We start from the raw sequence: 21,362 nt of genomic DNA, 5'->3' as shown, positions 1-21,362 counted from the left end.
TGTTATTGTTACTGTTTAAAAGAGTTATTACTTCTTTAACGAGTTGTCGTTCTTGTTGCCGTAGCCACTGCTTGTGTAAGTTCCGTATGTGCCATACGAACCATATGAAGCCATCTGGCGGTTGTTGCTATGTCCGTATGTGCCATATTTGCCATATTTGCCATACTTGCCGTAGCCATAGTAGTAGCCATACTTCTTCTTCGACATGTCGATGCCGTTGATTACGATGCACATGTTAGGCAACTTCTTCTGCTGGTTGAAACCATTAATAAGATCGAAGCTTGACTTTGCTGTGTAGTCGGCACGACACATATATATAGTAATATCGGCGCAACGACCTATCTGTATGGTGTCTGTTACAAGACCTGCAGGTGCGGTATCCATGAGTATGTAGTCGTAGTCTTCCTTCAGCAAGTCGATAATCTGCTGCAATGCCGGACGCGATACAAGCTCTGCCGGGTTTGGAGGAATAGGACCTGCCATAAGAAGGTCAAGATTGTCGTTAGCACCCGACTTTACAATCTGCTCTCTGATATCCTCCTTTGTAGGATTGCCATGTACAAGCAGGTTGGTGATGCCATGCTTGCGGTCCTTAAGGTCGAACAACTGAGCCAGACGAGGCTTACGTATATCCAAACCGATAAGTATAACCTTCTTGCCCAGCAATGCAAAGCTCATGGCAAGGTTGGATGTGATAAATGTCTTACCCTCGCCCGATGTTGTAGAAGTGGTCATAATAACCTTCTGTCCGTCCTTCAGCATAAACTGGATGTTTGTGCGTATAGAGCGGAATATCTCCTCCATAATGTTGTTGGTGTTCTCGTGTACCACGATACCAGCCTTCGACTTAACCTCTTCGCTTGCAATAGCCACATCGCCAATGATAGGCAGATTGGTAAGTGTCTCTACATCGTCGTGTCCCTCAATCTTATAACGGAAGAAGTTGATGAGGAACAGCACACCTATAGGCAGTGCAAGTCCAAGAACAAGCGCCATAAGCAAGATGATAGAGGTCTTTGGGCTTGTCTTGCCCATAACCAATGGATCGTCTATAAGCTTGCCCTTGTCTGCTGTAGCTGCCAGAGAAATAGAGTTCTCCTCGCGCTTCTGCAGCAACATAAGGTACAGACCCGACTTAACCTCTTGCTGACGTCCAATCTGTGTAAGCACGCGCTCCTGCTCTGGACTAGATGATATCTGTCCTGCGTATGTGTTATACTGCTGTTGTATGCTGTTGCGCTGTATGTCTGCGTTGCGTTGAGCCTGGCTCATGGCGCGGCGTATGCTGCTTATAAGGTCGTCGAGTTGTGCTGTAAGTGGAGTTACAGCAGGCGAGTTCTCACTTGCGCTACGCAATAGGCGGTTGCGCTCAATAGCGATGTCGTTGTACTTGTTTATAAGAGCCGAGGCTGTAGGATCGGTCAAGCCCACGTTGGTAGGCAGAGTCTGATACTTGTTTACAGGCTCGTTCATATAGTCGTCGATACTTCTCAGAAGCTCAATCTGCATATTTGTCTCGGCCAACTTCTGTGTGTAAACATCCGAGCTGGCTATAGTCTGAGCCGAGTTGATCTTCGGGTCGATGATGTTGTAGCGACGCTTTGTCGACTCAAGATCGCCCTCTGTAGCACCCAATTCATTGTTTATCTTCTCAAGACGCGAGTTGATAAACTGCTCTGTGCGCATTGCTATCTCGTTCTTATCCTCGTTGGCTTGGCGGTTGTAGCAAACCGACAGCTGGCGCAGATAGTCTACGGCACGCATAGGCACAGCGTCTTTCAATACAAGTTCGGCTATTGTTGTGGTCTTTGATGTCTGGCTTACCGCCATTGACTTGGCATATATCTTACCAGCCATCTTAGGTGATACGATGACAGCCTTAAGCGAGCGATCCTCTGGCATCTGGTACCCAGGGTTTGCATTAAAGCTTATAATACCCACGCTGGTGTTGATGCTGAAAGGTAGGCGCGCTGTGGTGCGGTCTATCTTGTGCTTAATAGGCAATTTGTCGGGGTCGTTAGGCACATACACGTAGGTACCAGTGATGTGATACTGACCTTTCTCAAGCTTGATGTTAAGCTTGATAGGCATCTTCAGGTTTTCAAGACTGTTTGCATCCAAGTCTACATTCACCGGCTGAGTGCGGTAGATGATGTGGTCCTTTATACGTCCTGATATCCAATAGTTTACGTATAGCTTGAGGTCTTTTACAGTCTCGCTTGCAAGGTTTGACGATCCAAGAATAACCATCTCGTTGTCTATTCCAGCCGAGTTGGTCATAATGCCAAGTGTAGACGAGGCAAGCAACTGGCTCTTTCCGGCATATCCTCTGTTAGAGTTGCTTTGGTCTTCCTTAATCAGCAGCTTCACGTTGGCCTGATATATAGGTGTGGCTAACTTAAGGTATACCATAGCCAAGCTAAGGCAAACGATGAGCGACAATACGAACCACTTCCAGTTGAGCACAACCATTGTGTAAAGCGTCCTAATGTCGAACGACGACTTCTCGGTTTCGTTTTCTTGCTGGACATTGTACAATCCTGCGGTTTTGTTTTCTTCCATTTTTTATTATCAGCAATAATTTGTTTGCACTTAATAGTCTAAGTGTTTATGTTATGTTTCTTGTTATATAAATCAGCTTTTCTTACTTCTTCTCGCCCTCAGCCAGTTGCAGCAGATACTTACCGTAGTTGTTCTTGCACATAGGTTGAGCTATGGTCTTAAGCTTCTCGCTGTCAATCCATCCCTTCTTGTAAGCTATCTCCTCAAGGCATGCCACCTTTAGTCCCTGTCTCTTCTCAATTACCTCTATAAAGGTGCTTGCCTCCGACAGGCTGTCGTGTGTGCCAGTATCAAGCCATGCAAATCCGCGTTGCAAGGTCTTTACCTTTAGGTCTCCCTTGGCAAGATATTCCTGGTTTACGGTTGTTATCTCCAGTTCGCCACGCTTGCTTGGCTTTATATGGTTGGCTATATCTACCACACTGTTAGGGTAGAAGTATAGTCCCACCACGGCATAATTGCTTTTTGGATGCTCTGGTTTCTCCTCTATGCTAAGGCAGTTGCCGTTGCTGTCAAACTCAGCCACGCCATATCGTTCGGGGTCGTTAACATAGTAGCCGAATACCGTAGCCTTGCCTTCCTTTTCAACATTCTGCACACTCTCATGCAGCAACTGTGTAAATCCGGCTCCGTAGAATATGTTGTCGCCCAATACAAGGCATGCCGAATCGCCGTTAAGGAAGTCGGCTCCTATGATAAAGGCTTGTGCCAAACCGCCCGGATATGGTTGCTCGGCATATTCAAACTTCACCCCCAAGTCGCTGCCGTCGCCCAACAGTCGCTTGAATGATGGCAGATCGTCTGGAGTTGATATAATGAGTATATCCCTAATATCCGCCAACATGAGCACGGAGATAGGATAGTATATCATTGGCTTGTCAAATATAGGGATAAGCTGCTTGCTTATACCCTTTGTGATGGGGTAAAGTCGAGTACCCGAACCACCCGCTAAAACAATTCCTTTCATAGTCGTGAGGTGTGTTGTACTAATTAATGATTCGAAAACGCATAAATGCGTACAAAGATACTAATAATTGTTGGAATAAGCCCATATGCAGACCTAAAAAATGCCTGTTATTATATTATTGTCAAATATTTATGCGTATACCTCCAAAACTTTTGCGAGATTGGAATAGTTTTATTAATTTTGCATATGATAGGCTTTGCCCTCCGTTCGCCTAAATACATGGAGACGACATTATGGCGCGAAGCCTTTCCTCAAGGTTAAATTTAAAATATAAACATTACACAAACATGGGATTCTTATCAAAACTTTTCAACAGAAAGGACGATAATAACAAGACAGGCGGAATGGAAGACTACATGCAGCTTGTGCGTGTTTACTTCCAGGCTTCTATAGCCGCAAACGTTGGTATTACCAATCTTGCCATGCTACCCGATCTGCGTGTGTTCAAGTCTACGCTTCATGTGCAGACTGTCAACAACAAGCTGGGACTTGGCGAAAAGAGCGCATGCCGCAAGATGTTAAAGGATATCTATGGCACCGACGACCTATTTTTCAAGGAGGTAGATCAAAGTATTCGCAAAAACTGCCGCAAGATGCAGGACGTCCAGGTTTATCTCATTCAGTTCCAGGGATTCACACAGGACATAATGATGCTTATGGGCAACCTTATGAAGTTTAAGTTGCGTCTGCCTTCTATCTTCAAAAGTGCTTTGTACAAGATGACAGAGAAGACCGTTGCCGAACTATTTACCAAGAACGACTATACCGACCCTGCCGTGCTTAAGGCTGTTGTGGCTATACGCCAGTACAATAATCGACTTGGTTTCTCGCAGAAGTGGATATCCGACTTTGTATATCAGGTGGTGATGCTTGCCAAGAAAGAACCTAAGCCAACCGACGACCAAGAGGCAAAGAAATAAGCTAACGACTCAAAAAACTGTTACATTTTTTTGTGCCGTTCACAGAAATAACTTAATTTTGTAATCAAATAGTAGCATAATGGAAGCTGATGCCAAATCTATCGACCTTTTCACTACCCGTGTCAGGCAGATGATTCTTCAGTACGAAGAATTAAGGGGGCATAATGCCGCGCTTAATGCAACAATCGAACAGCAAAAAGCTCGCATTAGTCAACTTGAGGCACATGTCATTCAGCTACAAAACGATTACAAGAGTCTGAAAGTAGCACGTATGGTCGAGATTGCCAATGGCGATATGGAGGCTGCCCAAAAGCTTCTTGCCAAACTGATAAGAGACGTAGACAAGTGTATTACGCTTGTAAGCGAGGGCAAGTCGACTGAATAACACTTCAATATTATGGCAGAAGAAAATCAAGACAAGTTGCGCATCAGGCTTCATGTTTACGACACCGAGATACCAGTCAACGTGCGTCCTGAGGACGAACCCTTCTATCGCGATGCCGCACAGCTCATTACGAGTACCGTTAATGCCTATGCCTCGAGATACAAAGGGCCAAAGAACGAGAAAGAACTGCTCTATATGGCGCTTATCGATATTGCCTTGCGCTATCAGATGGAACTGTCGCGCAACGATACTAAGCCTTATAAGGACATCATCGGCAAACTGACACAGGAAATTGAGGATGTGCTGAAGAAGGAGTAAGCCACCAAACCCAAAATTGTGAACAATTACGTATATAACAAATAATGTATAATAAAATATAATAATGTTAGGTATCATAATTAGTGCCGTGCTCGCCCTCATAATAGGCGCAGCAGCAGGCTATACTATTTTCCGCTACGTAATACAGGGAAAATATAATGAGATGATTGCAGCCGCCAACAAGGAGGCTGAGGTTATAAAGGAGAAGAAGCTCCTTGAGGTCAAGGAGAAGTTCCTCAACAAGAAGGCTGAGCTTGAAAAGGAGGTGCAATCGCGCAACCAGAAGATACAGCAGAGCGAAAACCGCTTGAAGCAACGCGAGATTTCGCTCAATCAGCGTCAGGAGGAACTTGGCCGACGCAAGCAGGAATGCGACCAGAGTGCTCAACGCATAGAGAACGAGAAGAAACTTATTGCGCTTAAGCAGGAGGAACTTGAGAAAATGCAGATTAAGGAGCGCGAGAAACTCGAGGAACTCTCAGGTCTTAGCGCCGACGAGGCTAAGAATCGTCTCGTTGAAAGCCTTAAGGACGAGGCCCGCACCGATGCTGCTTCTTACGTTAACGAGATTATGGATGAGGCTAAGCTCAATGCCAACACTCAGGCCAAGAAGATTGTTATCCAGACTATACAGCGTGTGGCTACCGAGACAGCCATCGAAAACTCTGTATCTGTATTCCATATCGAGAACGACGAGGTTAAGGGACGTATCATCGGACGCGAGGGTCGCAACATTCGCGCACTTGAGGCAGCTACCGGAGTTGAGATCGTTGTAGACGATACCCCAGAGGCTATCGTTATATCTGCATTCGACCCCGTTCGTCGTGAGGTATGTCGCCTTGCTTTACATCAGCTTGTTGCCGATGGACGTATACATCCGGCACGTATCGAGGAAGTAGTGGCCAAGGTTAAGAAGCAGCTCGACAACGAGATAATCGAGACTGGCAAGCGCACAGCTATCGACCTTGGTATCCATGGCTTGCATCCTGAACTTATCCGTATCATCGGTAAGATGAAGTATCGTTCGTCTTACGGACAGAATCTATTGCAGCATGCACGCGAGACAGCTAACCTTTGCGCCGTTATGGCAGCCGAGCTTGGCTTGAACCCAAAGAAGGCTAAACGTGCCGGACTATTGCATGATATAGGCAAGGTACCAGATGAGGAGAGCGAATTGCCACACGCTCTCTATGGTGCCAAGATTGCCGAGAAGTACAAGGAAAAACCAGATATCTGCAATGCTATCGGCGCTCACCACGACGAGATGGAGATGAACACTCTCCTTGCTCCTATTGTACAGGTGTGCGATGCTATATCTGGCGCACGTCCTGGTGCTCGCCGCGAGATAGTAGAGGCCTATATCAAGCGTCTTAACGACCTTGAAGCTATCGCAATGTCTTATCCTGGCGTTACAAAGACTTACGCTATTCAGGCTGGTCGCGAGTTGCGTGTCATCGTCGGAGCAGACAAGATGGACGATAAGGAGACCGAGAGCTTGTCGGGCGAGATTGCAAACAAGATTCAGACTGAGATGACTTATCCGGGTCAGGTTAAGATTACCGTTATTCGCGAGACTCGCTCGGTTGCATACGCTAAATAAGCAATTTGTATCTTATATCAATATAAAGAAAAGTCCCCAAGAAGCAACCGCTTCTTGGGGACTTTTCTTTCTGTTTTTATCAACTTGTGTTTCTACTTTGTTATCTCTCCACAAAGGTTTGTATTCATCAAATTGCGTATGGTGTGGCAGTCGGAATACCTTGCCTGTAAGAACATCAACTTGGTTACGGCACTCTCTACAGTAGAGTCGTAACCGCTTACTATTCCGGCATCCTTTAGCTGATAGCTTGCCTCATAGCGTCCCATCTTTACGTTGCCTGCCACACATTGTGTAATGTTTACCACAGTTACGCCACGCTTTGTAGCGTCCATAAGCAGCTGCCTAATCCATGGTTTTTGCGGAGCGTTGCCACTACCGAACGAGCGCATAACGATACCACGCAACTCAGGAGCCTCAAGCACATGGCGCACAATATTCTGTTGAATGCCTGGGAAGAGCGAGAACACCACTACGTTAGGGTCCATGGCATAGTGCGGAATCATCGGACGACTATAGTCGGGCTTCAATATAAAGTGAGGGTTAAACTGAAACTCTACACCGGCCTCGCATAGATGCGGATAGTTGAATGTATTGAAAGCGTTGAAACCATCGGCACTTTCCTTGGTACTGCGGTTTCCTCTAAGCAGTCGACCACCAAAGAAAATGCACACTTCAGGTACCATTGGACGACCATTGTCATCGTAAGCCGAAGCCAACTCAATACTTGTTACCAGATTCTCCTTGCCGTCTGTACGCAACTGCCCAATAGGCAACTGTGAGCCAGTAAGTATTACAGGCTTCGTAAGGTTCTCGAGCATAAACGACAAGGCACTTGCTGTGTAAGCCATAGTGTCTGTGCCGTGCAGGATAACGAATCCGTCATAACGGTCGTAGCCATCGGCTATAATGCGCACAATTTGTGCCCAACGCCTAAGCGAGATGTCCGATGAATCGATCGGAGGAGTAAACTGATAAACGTCTACATCCGTCTTCAGGTAGGCATATTCGGGCAAGTTGGCAATGAGGTGTTCGAAGTTGAGGGGTTCGAGAGCACCAGTTTGTGGATTGCGTCCCATACCAATAGTGCCGCCGGTATATATCAGCAGCACCTTGTGTTGGCGCAAGTTAGCATTGTCGTTGTTCATGTGGTGTATTGTTATTATATGGCAAAATTAATATAAAAATATGACATCCTACATTGTTTGTCTATATTTTTATCATTTAAATGCATTGAAATAACAATATTTCGTTTTTTAGCCCCAAAAACTAATATATTCGTATCCATATGTGGCGATATGTAAGCTATTCCGCATCCGTACCCACCATCCACGGTCATCTAACTTTCGTTTTGACATGTCAGCGCCTCTTCTACACACCCCTCTTAAATAGCTAGAAAAACGATAACATTATCGTTGGCAAAGTAATATATATTACTTGCCAATTTAATATAATATACTTTGCCATTTAATACAATATACTTTGCCATTTAATATATATTACTTTGGCATTTAATATATATTACTTTTGGGAGGCGTATTTATGGCTCTTTTTACCAGTGTATATTTCTGCTGCGCCATAACCGTCTTTACTTTAATAAGTTTCTGCCTCCTGTATCTTCGAGGATTCTCATTTGTTGGATAGCAATCTGATTCAGTTTGATGAGTCTTTCAGATTGTGCCATACCATCGTTGATAAACACAGCATTGAGATTCTCCATGTTCGATAGGCAGATTAGCTCATTTATATTGGCATAATCACGAATGTTACCTTTCTTATCGGGATTCTGCTCACGCCATTGTCTTGCCGTCATACCAAACATAGCCATGTTGAGTACATCCGCTTCATCGGCATACTTCATAGCTGCTTGTTCACGTGTCACCTCGTTTGGAATAAGATTTTCCTTGATTGCATCTGTGTGAATACGATAGTTTATCTTTGATAATTCACGTTTGGCAGACCAACCTATCTGTTTTTGCTCATCTTCTTTCAGTCGTTGGAACTCCTTTATCAAATACAATTCAAATTCTACTGAAACCCAACTTGCAAACTTAAACGCAATGTCCCTTTGTGCATAGGTTCCTCCATTTGCCCCACTTTTACAAATAATACCAACCGCATTTGTTATTTCTACCCATCGAGTTGGACTCATTGTAAAAGCATTGGAACCTGCTTCTTTCAAAAGGGGGTCGAATTCGACCCCTTTGAAATTCGGGTTATTCAACTGCTCCCAAAGTCCAAGATATTCCAATGTGTTTTTAGAACGCAACCAATTCTTTACCACATCTTTTGGTTCTATTGCATTCTTTTGTCTCGCTATATCTGTGATACAGATATAATCGACTCCATTTTTAGATAGGGTCTTTATCGTTTGGTTCTTTACTATTATTTTTGCCATAATATTATACTTCTAATTGTATTGTCTGTACCATATGATTAGCTCGTAATATATCTAAAATCGGATATTATGCCACTACTTTGGCTGAATATGTTTCAAGTGACGCTTGATTAGTCAAGTACGATTTTTCTTGCAAGCAGACATGTGCCTATTATTCCACCACGTTCATTAAGTTTGGATAGGCACAAACGTGTGTCACGATTTACTATGCTGAGTGAGTATTTCCTAACAGAAGCACTTACTGCTTGTAGTAGGAACTCTCCTGCGCGTGATAGTACGCCTCCAATAACGACCAACTCTGGGTTGAATAGGTTGATGAGGTTTGCCACACTTTCGCCAAGGCGCAAACCGACATGCTCTACAACATCAATACAAAGAGGGTCTTCATCGTTTATTGCATCTAAAATGCTTTCCAGAGAGTATATGTCTCCTGTATGATTAGTAAGAAATGATGATTCACCTTCTTCGATACGGTTGCGCACTATACGTTGCAATGCACTTCCTGAAGCTTCTGTCTCTAGACATCCTTTTTTTCCACAGTGGCATAATATGTCGTTGTCGAACATATGGGTATGGCCAAATTCACCAGCAAAGCCTGACTTGCCACGGTATAATTCGCCATCTATAATAATGCCCAAACCAAGACCCCAACTGGCATTTATGAACAGTACATCGCGTTCGCCTCTTACAACACCTTTAATGTACTCGCCATAGGCAAAGGCGCGAGTGTCGTTTTCAATATCTACTTGATATCCAAGGCGGTCTGATAATAATCTAGTTAATGGTTGCTCCGAAAAGTTGTAAATAGTATGACTGTAGCCACTTGACGAGTTTACACGTCCAGAGATACAGAACATCACTTCTTGTATTCGGCTCTTGTCAATTTCTGATTTGTCTATGAATTGTTTAACAAGTCTACATAATTCGTCAACCGACTCCATTGTATTCTCTGTATGGCAAGGTACGTTGTCGTCAAGTTCTACGAGGTCGCCACGGAAATTCATTAGTCCGAGGTTTATGAAACCAACCTTTATCTCTACTCCGACAAAGAATCCAGAGTCGGGATTGAGTCCATACAGTATAGGTCGTCGACCTTCATTTGTTTCTTGCTTGCCATATTCTTCTATATAGCCCAACTCTAATAGTTCGCTCACAGCTTTTGTTACTGTGGGTATACTAAGCGAGATATCTTTGGCAAGCTCTTGGATTGTGGAGTTTCCATTAGTAACAAAGTACTTTATTATGTCTTTTTTGAATGTGGCATTCTTGCCTTCGCCACATAGATTAAATGTATTTGGCATATAGGTTGACTAAATAATATAATAAGGTAAGTTTATTTTGTTTTTATTCTATTTGTCTTGTTGGTTTTACATTGCCACTAAGGCTAAGCAAGACAAAGATAGTAATTATTATGCAATTAACCAAACTTTCAACATGATTAATTATTTAATGTGTCTATTTTAAAGGTATTTTTTAATGGTTTTATGTTAAATTCGATATTAGTTGGCAATAATAATGAAATATCTTTGAAAATACTTGGTAGTTATTAAAATAATTTATAAATTTGCCGACGTAAAACCAAATCATTTTAATAACTTAAACTATATGGAAAAAATTAAAGGACTGATTGACGCACCGTTTACTCCTTTTTATGAGAACGGCGAGGTAAATCTCGAGCCAATCGAGCGTTACGCAAACATGCTTGTAAAGAATGGTCTTAAGGGTGTATTCATCAACGGATCATCAGGTGAGGGTTATATGCTTACAGAAGAAGAACGTATGGCTTTGGCAGAGCGTTGGGTTAGCGTTGCTCCAGAAGGCTTCAAGGTTTTGGTTCATGTAGGTAGCTGCTGCGTTAAGTCAAGCCGTAAGCTTGCCGAGCATGCACAGAAGATAGGTGCATTTGCTATTGGTGCTATGGCTCCTCCATTCCCTAAAGTAGGCCGTGTAGAAGAGCTTGTTAAGTATTGCGAGGAGATAGCAGCTGGTGCTCCTAATCTTCCATTCTACTTCTATCATATCCCAGCATTCAATGGTGCATACCTTTCAATGGTTGACTTCCTTAAGGCTGTTGACGGTCGCATTCCTAATTTTGCCGGTATCAAGTATACTTACGAGAGCTTGTACGAGTACAATCAGTGTCGTCTTTATGCTAATGGCAAGTTTGATATGCTTCACGGTCAGGATGAAACTATACTTCCTTGCCTTGCAATGGGCGGTGCACAGGGTGGCATCGGTGGTACAACCAATTATAATGGACGTTGTCTTACAGGCATCCTTGATGCTTGGAAAGAAGGTGATATTGAGAAGGCACGCGAACTTCAGAATTATGCACAGGACGTAATCAATGTTATCTGTCACTTCCGTGGCAATATTGTTGGTGGTAAGCGTATCATGAAGCTTATCGGTCTTGACCTTGGCAAGAACCGCACTCCGTTCAACAATATGACAGATGAGGAAGAGGCTCGTATGAAGAAGGAACTCGAGGATATCGACTTCTTCAATAAGTGCAATGTCTTTTAGTTTTCATTAAGCTAATAAGAGGTACGACCAAGAGTCGTACCTCTCTACAATAATAGTATACAAATGATGGATACAAACAAATACTTAGGCTATTGGGCAGAGTGCTATCGCGAAGACCTTGTCCAGAACATTATGCCTTTTTGGATGAAGTACGGCCTCGACCGTGAGAATGGTGGTGTGTATACATGTGTTGCTCGTGATGGCGAATTAATGGATACCACAAAGTCTGTATGGTTTCAGGGTCGTTTTGCCTATATCTGCTGCTTTGCTTACAATAATATAGAGCGACGTCAGGAATGGCTTGATGCTGCAAAGTCGACTATAGACTTTATTGAAGCACATTGTTTCGACACCGATCGTCATATGTTCTTTGAGGTTGCAGCCGATGGAACACCTCTTCGCAAGCGTCGTTATGTGTTCAGTGAGAGTTTTGCAGCAATAGCAATGGCAGAGTATTGCAAGGCTACTGGTGATCGTCAGTATGCAGATAAGGCAATGCAGATATTCAAAGATATGCGTCATCGTCTTACTACTCCAGGACTTCTTGAGCCTAAATATCTGCCTACAGTTGAGTCTATAGGCCACAGCATAACGATGATTCTCATCAACGTTGCCAACGTATTGAAGCAGGTGATAGACGATCCTGAGCTTGACGAGCAGACCGACATCTCTCTTAAGTCGCTTACAAAGAACTTTGTTCATCCCGAGTTTAAGGCATTGCTCGAGACCGTTGGTCCTAACGGCGAGTTTATCGACAGCATCAATGGTCGCCTTATAAACCCTGGTCATTGTATCGAAACCTCTTGGTTCCTTATGGAAGTAGCAGAGCGTCGTGGTGACAAGGAATTGTTGAAGTTTGCTTTGCAAGTACTTGACTGGTCTTGGGACTGGGGTTGGGATAAGGAGTTTGGTGGTATCATCAACTTCCGCGACTGTAAGGGTTATCCTCAGCAAGACTATTCACAGGATATGAAGTTTTGGTGGCCTCAGTGTGAGACAATTATTGCCAATCTTTATGCATATAAGCTAACTGGAGATGAGAAGTACTTGGAGCGTCACCGCATTATAAGTGAGTGGACCTACGCACACTTCCCAGATCATGAGTATGGCGAATGGTATGGCTATCTGCATCGTGATGGTTCAGTAGCACAGCCAGCAAAGGGTAATATCTTCAAGGGACCATTCCATGTTCCTCGTATGATGATACGCTCGTACATGCTCTGTAATGAGATTTTGGTCAATAAGAAATAAGGTTCATTTTGGTTATAGGGAAAAGTTAATTAAGATGGGTAAGTTAAGCCGTATGCCATGTGTGCCAAGATACATTTGTCATTACAACGGCATTAATGGTTACGGCTTAACTACTAAACTATAGAACTTACAATCCTTTATTCATTATATATATATCAAACTTAAATAGATTAACACCTAAACTTTTTATGAAGAATTCAAAGATTTATCCCTGGGTAGTTGTTGGTCTTCTTGGAGGCGTAGCTCTACTCAACTACATGGACCGCCAGATGCTCAGCACAATGAAGGATGCCATGCAGATGGATATACAGGAGTTGCAGTCGGCTACAAACTTTGGTCGACTTATGGCTGTTTTCCTCTGGATATATGGTTTGATGAGTCCTGTGTCTGGTATCATTGCCGACCGTCTTAGCCGTAAATGGCTCATTGTCGGCAGTCTCTTGGTATGGTCATCTGTAACCTACCTTATGGGCTTAGCTACTACTTTCGACCAAGTGTTTTGGTTGCGTTCGCTTATGGGCATTAGCGAAGCACTCTACTTGCCAGCTGGTTTGGCTCTTATAGCCGATTATCATACTGGTGGTTCACGCTCTCTTGCAGTTGGCATACATATGACTGGTTTGTATATAGGACAGGCAGTCGGCGGTTTTGGTGCTACACTTGCAGCTGCATATTCATGGCATACAACATTCCACTGGTTTGGAATTATCGGTATTGTATATGCAATTATTCTAGCAGTGTTCCTTCGTGATAAGCAACGTGAGGAAATTGCAGAAGCGGTAAAGGCTACCAAGCCAAAGTCTATGAGTGTATTTGCAAGCATGAAATCGTTATTCAGCAATGTGGCTTTCTGGGTTATTTTGCTTTATTTCGCTGCTCCAAGTTTGCCAGGATGGGCAACAAAGAACTGGTTGCCAACACTCTTTGCAGAGAATCTTAACTTGCCTATGTCACAAGCTGGACCAATGGCAACTATCACAATTGCAGCATCATCGTTCATTGGTGTGTTACTAGGTGGTACATTGAGTGACCGTTGGGTAAAGCGCAACATACGTGGACGTGTATATACTGGCGCTATAGGTCTTGGTCTTACAATACCTTCGCTTCTTCTGCTTGGCTTCGGTCATAGTGTGGTAGGTATTATCTGTGCAGGATTGTTGTTCGGTATAGGTTTTGGTATGTTTGATGCCAACAATATGCCTATTCTTTGCCAGTTTGTTGGAGCACGCCAACGTGCAACAGCTTATGGCATTATGAATATGGTAGGTGTGTTTGCTGGAGCTGCCATAACAAATGTTTTGGGTCAATGGAGCGATAATGGTGACTTAGGACTAGGTTTTGCAGTGCTTGCTGCAGTAGTGGCAGTAGCTCTTGCAGTGCAACTGTTCGCCTTGCGTCCAAAGACAGATAATATGGATTAGAGTTCGTATTTAGGTTTATTAATTTCAAATATTGTTTAACAATGATAATATCAAGTCTACAACACAGCGAGCGTATAGAGTCGCTTCATCCGTTGTTTAAGATGGCGTTCGATTACATAAAGTCGCACGACTTACTTAACACACCATGCGGACGTATCGAACTTCAGGGCGACGACTTGTTCATAAATAATGTCAACCCCGAATGTATTGCTGCAGAAAAGCAAGTGCTTGAGATGCACCGCAAGTATATAGATATTCACGTGTTGTTGGAAGGCGAGGAAACTATAGGTTGGAAAGACCTTGCTGATACTGGCTTGCCTACTAAGCCATACGATGAGGACGCCGACTGCGCCCTATATGCAGAGCCTGCTTCGGTATATGCCAAACTTCATCCAGGACAATTTATGATTGTTTGGCCAGAAGATCCACATGCTCCTGTTATAGGCAACCGCAAGGTGAGAAAGCTCATCGTAAAAGTAAAGATATAATAACAAACCAATTACTAACAATAAACAATCAATTTATGGCAACTAACTTTAAGTCAATTAGTTTTGCTCTGCTTGCAATTGGGGGGGGTACTAAATCCTCAAATAGCAGGAGCAGCCACAAATCAGTCCGTACATGTACAGGCACAACAGGCTGGCGCATGTAAGGGTATAGTTAAAGATTCAACTGGTGAACCACTCATTGGTGCATCAGTTATGGTAAAAGGTACCAAGACTGGCACAGTGACAGGTATTGATGGCGACTTTGCTCTTGACAAAGTAAACAAGGGTGATGTGCTTGTCATTACTTACCTTGGTTTTGAGCCTACCGAAGTTAAATGGAATGGACAACCCCTTAATGTAACGATGCAAAGCGATTCACATTCGCTAGAAGAGCTCGTTGTTGTAGGTTATGGTGTTCAGAAGAAGTCGAGCCTTACAGGTTCGGTGGCTTCAGTGTCAAGTAAGGATATTGTTAAACAGACTTCATCCAATGTTGCGTCTACTCTTCAGGGACGCACTCCAGGTGTTGACATTATTCAGCAGGCAGGTGTTGCTGGTGCTGATGTTAACATCGTTATCCGTGGTGCTGCTTCTTTTGGTGCCACAGAACCTCTTTATGTTATTGACGGAGCTTTCAGTAACAATGGTCTTACCACCCTTAATCCTAACGATATTGAGTCGATAGAAATTCTTAAGGATGGTGCCGCTGCTGCTATCTATGGTTCGCGTGCTGCTAACGGTGTAGTTATTATTACCACTAAGCGTGGTAAAAAGGGAAAGCCATTAGTTGAAATTGATGGTTCGTTTGCAGCCCAGACTCCAACCAATGTACCTGACTTCCTTAATGCGGCACAATGGCGTGAGTTTGCCAATATGGTAGCAGATAACTCTGGTCTTGCACATGCTCCAGAGAACGACAATCCTACAAACCCAAATGTAGATACCGATTGGGCTGACCAGTGGTTGCAGTTTGCTCCAATGTGGAATCTTAATGCTTCTATTTCTGGTGGTGGTGAGAATTCAACATTCTCTACAAGTGTTGGCTATCTTGATCAGAAGGGTATGACAATTTATTCTGGTTATAAGCGCTACAATTTCCGTGTCAATTCTTCATACAAGAAAGGTATATTCTCATTGTCTGAGAACCTGTCGCTGTCACATCGTGATAAGACACCAACAACTCCTTTCAATATCTCATTGCCTACATTGCCAATACATGATGCACAAGGACGACTTGTATCAGGCGGTCCTGATTACTATATCAATCCTGAGGACGGTAAGGCTGTGAACAAGCTTGCTCCGCTGAAATATACAGATCGTTACAATCGTACAACTGATGTTATCGGTGCAATTAATGCTCAACTTGACCTTTGGGATGGTTTGAAGTATAAGGCTACATTCAGTGCAAACTGGAGTAATGCACACTCTTATACACATACTCCTACTTATAATACAAAGTGGAATGCAGATGGAACGCCAGATGTAGACTTCGGTAATACTCGCAACAGTATATCAGAGTCACGTGGTGAAACATTCACTTATACTATCGATAACCTTTTGTCTTACAACAAGACATTTGGAGGTCACAGTATAGATGCTCTTGTTGGTACAAGCTGGATGCGTGAGTACTATCGTTCGATGGGTATTTCAACCATCAATGACATAGGTGGTACAGAGATCACAGGTTTCCAAAGTATTGATGGTAAGATTTCTGCAGGCGATGAGAATGCAGCCCTGTTGTCATTCTTTGGTAGATTGAACTACGACTACAAGAATAGATATTTGCTATCTGCAAGTATTCGTCGTGACGAGTCGTCTAAGTTTGCAAAGGATTGTCGTGTAGGTTACTTCCCTTCTGTATCTGTAGGTTGGAATGTACAAGAAGAGTCTTGGTTTCCGAAGCAGACCATAAGCAAACTTAAGTTGCGTGCCAGCTATGGTGAGCTTGGTTCTAACTTCCTTGATCCATACAACTTTGACGATATTGCATACGGTCCTATAGCTTATACTCTCAATGGTAAGCGTTTTACCAGTGGTCGTGCTGCTTATCTTAAGTCAAAGAATTTGAAGTGGGAAACTGCTAAGACAACAGACATTGGTCTTGAGTTGGGATTCTTTGACAACGCGCTTACATTCCAGGTAGAGTATTTCTATAAGAAGAATGTAGACTTGTTGGCACAGATAGACCTTAACCTCTCAAGTGGTCAGGTATTTGAGATCAACTCATCACGTGAGAAGCCTTACGTCAATACAGCATCTGTAGAGAATAAGGGTTGGGAGTTTATGTTAGGCTACCGCAAGCAGCTAACACGTGACTTCTCAATTGACGCTTCATTGAATGTTTCTACACTAAGCAACAAGGTACTTGCTCTTGGTGACAATGTACAGCCTATCACTTCAGGAGCTATGTCGAGCTTCTTCAATGATTCGCCATCTATTACTATGCCAGGTTATCCAATCGGTTCGTTCTATGGATATAAGATTGACGGATTTGATGCAGACGGAAACTTCATGTTCAAGGATACCGACAAGAATGGTATTATAAATGCAGATGATAAGGTTATACTTGGCAATCCAATTCCTGACTTCTCATATGGTTTGAACGTCAATGCATCATACAAGAACTTCGACCTTACATTGTTCTTGCAGGGTGTTCAGGGCAACGACATCTTTAACCAGATGAAGTATACATACTATTTCGACTACTCAAACAACTGTGTAACAGATGTATTGAATGCTTGGAGTCCGACAAACCACAATACTGGTATACCTGTAATGAAGACTCAGAATACAAATGGTGGCAACTCTCTACCAAGTGAGTTCTATATTGAGGATGGTTCGTACTTGCGTTGTAAGAATCTTCAGTTGGGTTATACATTCCCAGAGAAGATTATCAGCAAGTTAGGTTTGTCACGTCTGCGCGTTTATGGCGGTGTACAGAATCTGTTTACTATAACCAACTACTCTGGCTATGATCCTGAGGTAAGTTCTAATGCACTGTTCTCTCGTGGTATAGACAGCAAGTCATATCCAAATGCCCGTACCTACACATTAGGTTTCAATGTCTCATTCTAAACATTAAATTCATTATGAAAATCAATTATAGAATATTTGCAACACTGTTGCTTGCCGGTGGCTTGACACTTCAGAGTTGTGATAGCGTCTTCGACGATTTGGCTACAAATCCTAATCAGCCTAGTATGAAGACATACTTTTCAACACCAGAAGGTGTGAATGATGCTGTGATGACAATGTACGGATACATTTCTACACAGCGTTGTCTCGGAGCTTCAGGTTCAAAGACCCAGTTAATACGTGGCGATGAAGGTAACTCAAACTCTGATTATGGTAAGCCAGGTATGTTTGGAGAAGACCTCAACTCGAGCTACTATACAATTGAGCAACCTTACACACTTATGTACACCACTGCTTCACAGGCATCGTATATCATTGAAGAAGCTTCAAAGGTAGACTTCTCTGGCAATACTCAGTTGCTCAATGCATATATGGGCGAGGCTTACTTCTGGCGTGCATTTGCTCACTACTATCTGTTGGTTAACTTCCGTCAGGTATCTCCTATACGTCAGATGCCACGCGGTTCTGAGGATTATGTTCGTAAGCCAGAGGACCCAGAGGCAGTATGGGACTTTATACAAGATGATCTTAAGCATGCAAAGGAGTTGCTGCCAGTTAAGGGATATTGGACTGGCAATAATCTGGGACGTGTAACAAAAGCTGCTGCTGCTGCTTTGCAGGGTATCTGCTATATGTATCGTACCGGTATTGAAAGCCACTATGGTACAAGTACCAAGACATATTATAACGAGGCTGCTACTGAGTTTGGTGAGATTCTTGATGGTAAGTTGGGAACATATGAATTGGCTCCTGACTACTCTTGGAACTTTGATGTAGCTCATGAGAATGATGCCAACCCAGAATCCATCCTTGAGATTCAGTTCCTTGGTGATGTTAATAATACTGGATTTAACCCAGGTCTTGCAACATCTGGTCTTGCCTTCGACTCTCGTGGTCTTATGCTGCCTGGTGCAGGTGTAGGTTATGAGGGTGTTGCCAATAACTGGTTGTATAACGAATTTGTCAACTCTATAGATAAGGATGGATGCACAGACATTCGTATGTTCTCTACATTGATGTTTGACGACCTCAAGCCTGAGATTAAACTACATACAGATGCTGAAGGTAACAAGCAGCGTCTTGAAGGTCCTGGTGGTTTCCATTGGGAACAACTCTATCCAGCTACAGCCTCTGCTGAAGGCTTCCAAACTGTAGCCAATACTTTGGCACATTCGTTTAAGGCTGGTATCAAGAAGGGTCTTGACTATTCTTTGCCTATGCTTACCAATGCTGATGGTACGCCTAAACTCAATGGTGTAGGTGGTGGTACAAAAGAGATGGTTTACAACCAGCCACGTGCAAACGGTGTTAATTGGCGATATATTCGTCTTGCTGATATATATCTGCTTTATGCTGAGGCTGTACTCAATGGCGCAACACAGGGAACCTTAACACCTGCTCAGGCTGTTAATAAGGTACGTGAGCGTGCTAATATGGCAGATCTTTCGCAAGTAACTCTTGAGGATGTTAAACATGAGCGCGTTCTTGAACTATCATTCGAGGGACATCGCTTCTACGACTTGTTGCGTTGGGGTGAACTTTCATCACGCTTCCAGCAGTTAGCAGCAGAGGATTCATCATTCAAGAAGTTTGTCTCTGCATCTGATTTCAAGGGATTTGTTAGCAACAAGCATGAGTGGTTGCCAATTCCTATCAACGAGATGAATTCTAACCCGTATATCACAACAAACAACCCAGGATACTAAATAAGTAATCATGAGAAATGTTTTATCAACCATCATGTTCTGCGCTGTCGCCTCTATGGCGACAGCACAGACATTGAATAATGGCATAACATTGCCAAAGGTATGGCCACCGCAGTATCAAGAGCCAACTGAACGTCATGAGATGCCAGTACCTTACTTGCAGAATAAGCCAGCAGTATTGCCTATCAATAATGGTCGTCAGCTGTTTGTAGACTCGTTCTTAATTAGCTCTACCAATTTGCGCAGTGTATATCATACTCCTAACTTCTATAAAGGCAACCCTGTGTTGGAACCTACAGAGAAGTGGGAGAATACAACAGAAGGTGCACCATACGCAGCTCCGTTTAGTGACGGTATATGGTATGACGAGAAAGAAGGCATATTTAAAATGTGGTATCTTGCAGGAGCGGGCACAATGCATAAGCAGAGTAATCAAACATTCTATACTTGCTATGCCGAGTCAAAGGATGGTAAGAATTGGAAGAAGGTAAATCTCGACATTGTACCAGGTACAAATATTGTTGACACATGTGACCGTGATGCTGCTACTATATGGCTCGACCGCACAGAGAAGAATCCTGCACGTCGTTGGAAATTGTTTAATATTCAGCGTCGTCCTACAGACAAACGTTGGCAGATTATACTTAAATATTCTGCAGATGGTCGTAAGTGGAGCCGTGGCGTAGCACAGTCAGGTGATGTATATGACCGTTCAACAGCGTTCTATAATCCGTTTACTAATCGTTGGGCATTGAGTTTGCGTTGGTCAACACCAGTATCATCACGCTCAAGAGCATACGCAGAGAACGAAGATCCAGAGCTATTGGTAAGCCTTACACACCGCGTACGCAAGGATGCAGCTGACCGAAATCTTCACTATTGGTTTGCTCCTGACGACAAAGAATTGCGTCATCCTAAGTATCCAGAGGTAGAACCTGGTATCTACAACTTCGATGCCATTGCTTACGAGAGCATCATGATTGGCCAGTATGCCGCATGGTGCGGACCTGAGAACAACATCTGCAAGCGCGACGGTATACAGAAACGTAATGTTGTATCGCTTGGTTATAGCCGTGACGGTTTCCACTTTGCCCGTCCTACTCACCAACCATTTATGGATGTCAATGAGACTGAGGGTGCTTGGAACTGGGGTAATATGCAGTCAATCAATGGTACACCGCTTATTGTTGGTGATTCGCTTTACTTCTACAGCTCAGGCAGACGTCTTAATAAAATAATGTGGGATAGTTATACTTCTACAGGTCTTGCTATCTTGCGTCGCGATGGTTTTGTTTCAATGCATGCAGATAAGAAGGAAGGCTACCTTACAACAGAGAAACTCTCTTTCGATGGCAAGTACTTCTTTGTTAATGCAGATGTAAAGGCAAAGGGTGCACAGCTTAAAGTTGAGTTGCTTGATGCTGATGGCAAGCCAATACCTGGTTTCACCAAACGTGACTGTGTGGTAATGCGTGGTGCAGACAAGACCAAGCAGCAGATAACATGGAAGGGTAAGCAGGACCTTACAGAACTTGCAGGACGTACAATTCGTGCAAAGTTCTATCTTACACAAGGCGACCTCTATGCCTTCTGGATATCTCCTTGGAAGTCAGGAGAAAGCCGTGGCTTTACTGCCGGTGGTGGTCCAGGACTTAGCGCAAGCGGAGTTGATTGCCCACAGAAGTAATAAT

At 43.4% G+C, this 21,362-nt stretch carries 16 protein-coding genes; 11 read left to right on the top strand and 5 right to left on the bottom strand.

Annotated features, from left to right (window positions below; genetic code table 11):
* Nucleotides 1-27: 27 nt before the first annotated feature.
* Both C9991_RS15355 and rfbA read right to left on the bottom strand, forming a co-directional pair.
* Nucleotides 28-2,562, bottom strand: a complete 2,535-nt coding sequence (locus C9991_RS15355) for a GumC family protein (protein WP_106813350.1) — start codon at nt 2,560-2,562, stop codon at nt 28-30.
* Between the two features lie 82 nt (nt 2,563-2,644).
* On the bottom strand, nt 2,645-3,529 hold the full coding sequence (gene rfbA, locus C9991_RS15350) for a glucose-1-phosphate thymidylyltransferase RfbA (RefSeq protein WP_106813349.1): 885 nt from the start codon (nt 3,527-3,529) through the stop codon (nt 2,645-2,647).
* A gap of 287 nt (nt 3,530-3,816) precedes the next feature.
* Here rfbA and C9991_RS15345 point away from each other — a divergent pair, with 287 nt between their 5' ends.
* The 4 genes from C9991_RS15345 to rny all read left to right on the top strand — a co-directional run bounded on the left by C9991_RS15345 (nt 3,817) and on the right by rny (nt 6,752).
* Nucleotides 3,817-4,449, top strand: coding sequence for a DUF8491 family protein (locus tag C9991_RS15345; RefSeq protein WP_106813348.1), 633 nt, complete (start codon nt 3,817-3,819; stop codon nt 4,447-4,449).
* 79 nt (nt 4,450-4,528) lie between these two features.
* Nucleotides 4,529-4,834 (top strand): coiled-coil domain-containing protein, encoded by a 306-nt coding sequence (locus C9991_RS15340; RefSeq protein ID WP_106813347.1) that lies wholly within the window; start codon nt 4,529-4,531, stop codon nt 4,832-4,834.
* A gap of 12 nt (nt 4,835-4,846) precedes the next feature.
* Entirely contained in the window at nt 4,847-5,152 is a 306-nt protein-coding gene (locus tag C9991_RS15335) for a cell division protein ZapA (protein ID WP_106813346.1), read from the top strand.
* Nucleotides 5,153-5,216: 64 nt separating this feature from the next.
* The gene (rny, locus tag C9991_RS15330) at nt 5,217-6,752 is read left to right on the top strand and encodes a ribonuclease Y (protein WP_106813345.1); all 1,536 of its coding nucleotides are present in this window, start codon (nt 5,217-5,219) and stop codon (nt 6,750-6,752) included.
* 92 nt (nt 6,753-6,844) lie between these two features.
* On the opposite strand, the gene C9991_RS15325 is transcribed toward rny, so the two are convergent.
* The 3 genes from C9991_RS15325 to C9991_RS15315 all read right to left on the bottom strand — a co-directional run bounded on the left by C9991_RS15325 (nt 6,845) and on the right by C9991_RS15315 (nt 10,448).
* Nucleotides 6,845-7,897 carry an asparaginase gene (locus C9991_RS15325; RefSeq protein WP_106813344.1) on the bottom strand — a complete coding sequence of 351 codons (1,053 nt, stop codon included), beginning with the start codon at nt 7,895-7,897 and terminating at the stop codon, nt 6,845-6,847.
* Between the two features lie 440 nt (nt 7,898-8,337).
* The gene (locus C9991_RS15320; protein ID WP_106813343.1) at nt 8,338-9,147 is read right to left on the bottom strand and encodes a KilA-N domain-containing protein; all 810 of its coding nucleotides are present in this window, start codon (nt 9,145-9,147) and stop codon (nt 8,338-8,340) included.
* A gap of 110 nt (nt 9,148-9,257) precedes the next feature.
* Complete coding sequence (locus C9991_RS15315) at nt 9,258-10,448, bottom strand: ROK family transcriptional regulator (RefSeq protein WP_106813342.1); 1,191 nt, start codon at nt 10,446-10,448, stop codon at nt 9,258-9,260.
* A gap of 304 nt (nt 10,449-10,752) precedes the next feature.
* Between C9991_RS15315 and C9991_RS15310 the strand changes: the two genes are divergently transcribed.
* From C9991_RS15310 to C9991_RS15280, 7 genes are all read left to right on the top strand, one after another.
* A complete protein-coding gene (locus tag C9991_RS15310) occupies nt 10,753-11,670 on the top strand; it encodes a dihydrodipicolinate synthase family protein (RefSeq protein WP_106813341.1) in 918 nt (305 codons plus the stop codon).
* 66 nt (nt 11,671-11,736) lie between these two features.
* Nucleotides 11,737-12,921 carry an AGE family epimerase/isomerase gene (locus C9991_RS15305; protein ID WP_106813340.1) on the top strand — a complete coding sequence of 395 codons (1,185 nt, stop codon included), beginning with the start codon at nt 11,737-11,739 and terminating at the stop codon, nt 12,919-12,921.
* A gap of 188 nt (nt 12,922-13,109) precedes the next feature.
* On the top strand, nt 13,110-14,342 hold the full coding sequence (locus C9991_RS15300; protein WP_106813339.1) for an MFS transporter: 1,233 nt from the start codon (nt 13,110-13,112) through the stop codon (nt 14,340-14,342).
* A gap of 41 nt (nt 14,343-14,383) precedes the next feature.
* The gene (locus tag C9991_RS15295; protein WP_106813338.1) at nt 14,384-14,830 is read left to right on the top strand and encodes a NanQ anomerase/TabA/YiaL family protein; all 447 of its coding nucleotides are present in this window, start codon (nt 14,384-14,386) and stop codon (nt 14,828-14,830) included.
* A gap of 168 nt (nt 14,831-14,998) precedes the next feature.
* Nucleotides 14,999-17,905: a SusC/RagA family TonB-linked outer membrane protein gene (locus C9991_RS15290; RefSeq protein ID WP_255414810.1), complete on the top strand. Its 2,907-nt coding sequence runs from the start codon at nt 14,999-15,001 to the stop codon at nt 17,903-17,905.
* Nucleotides 17,906-17,919: 14 nt separating this feature from the next.
* Nucleotides 17,920-19,671 carry a RagB/SusD family nutrient uptake outer membrane protein gene (locus C9991_RS15285; RefSeq protein WP_106813336.1) on the top strand — a complete coding sequence of 584 codons (1,752 nt, stop codon included), beginning with the start codon at nt 17,920-17,922 and terminating at the stop codon, nt 19,669-19,671.
* A gap of 10 nt (nt 19,672-19,681) precedes the next feature.
* On the top strand, nt 19,682-21,358 hold the full coding sequence (locus tag C9991_RS15280; protein WP_106813335.1) for a hypothetical protein: 1,677 nt from the start codon (nt 19,682-19,684) through the stop codon (nt 21,356-21,358).
* Nucleotides 21,359-21,362: the final 4 nt, after the last annotated feature.

It is taken from the genome of Prevotella merdae (assembly GCF_900290275.1).
Taxonomy (GTDB): domain Bacteria; phylum Bacteroidota; class Bacteroidia; order Bacteroidales; family Bacteroidaceae; genus Prevotella; species Prevotella merdae.
Note: the sequence above shows the minus strand (reverse complement) of the source record. Positions and strands in the feature narration are given on the sequence as shown.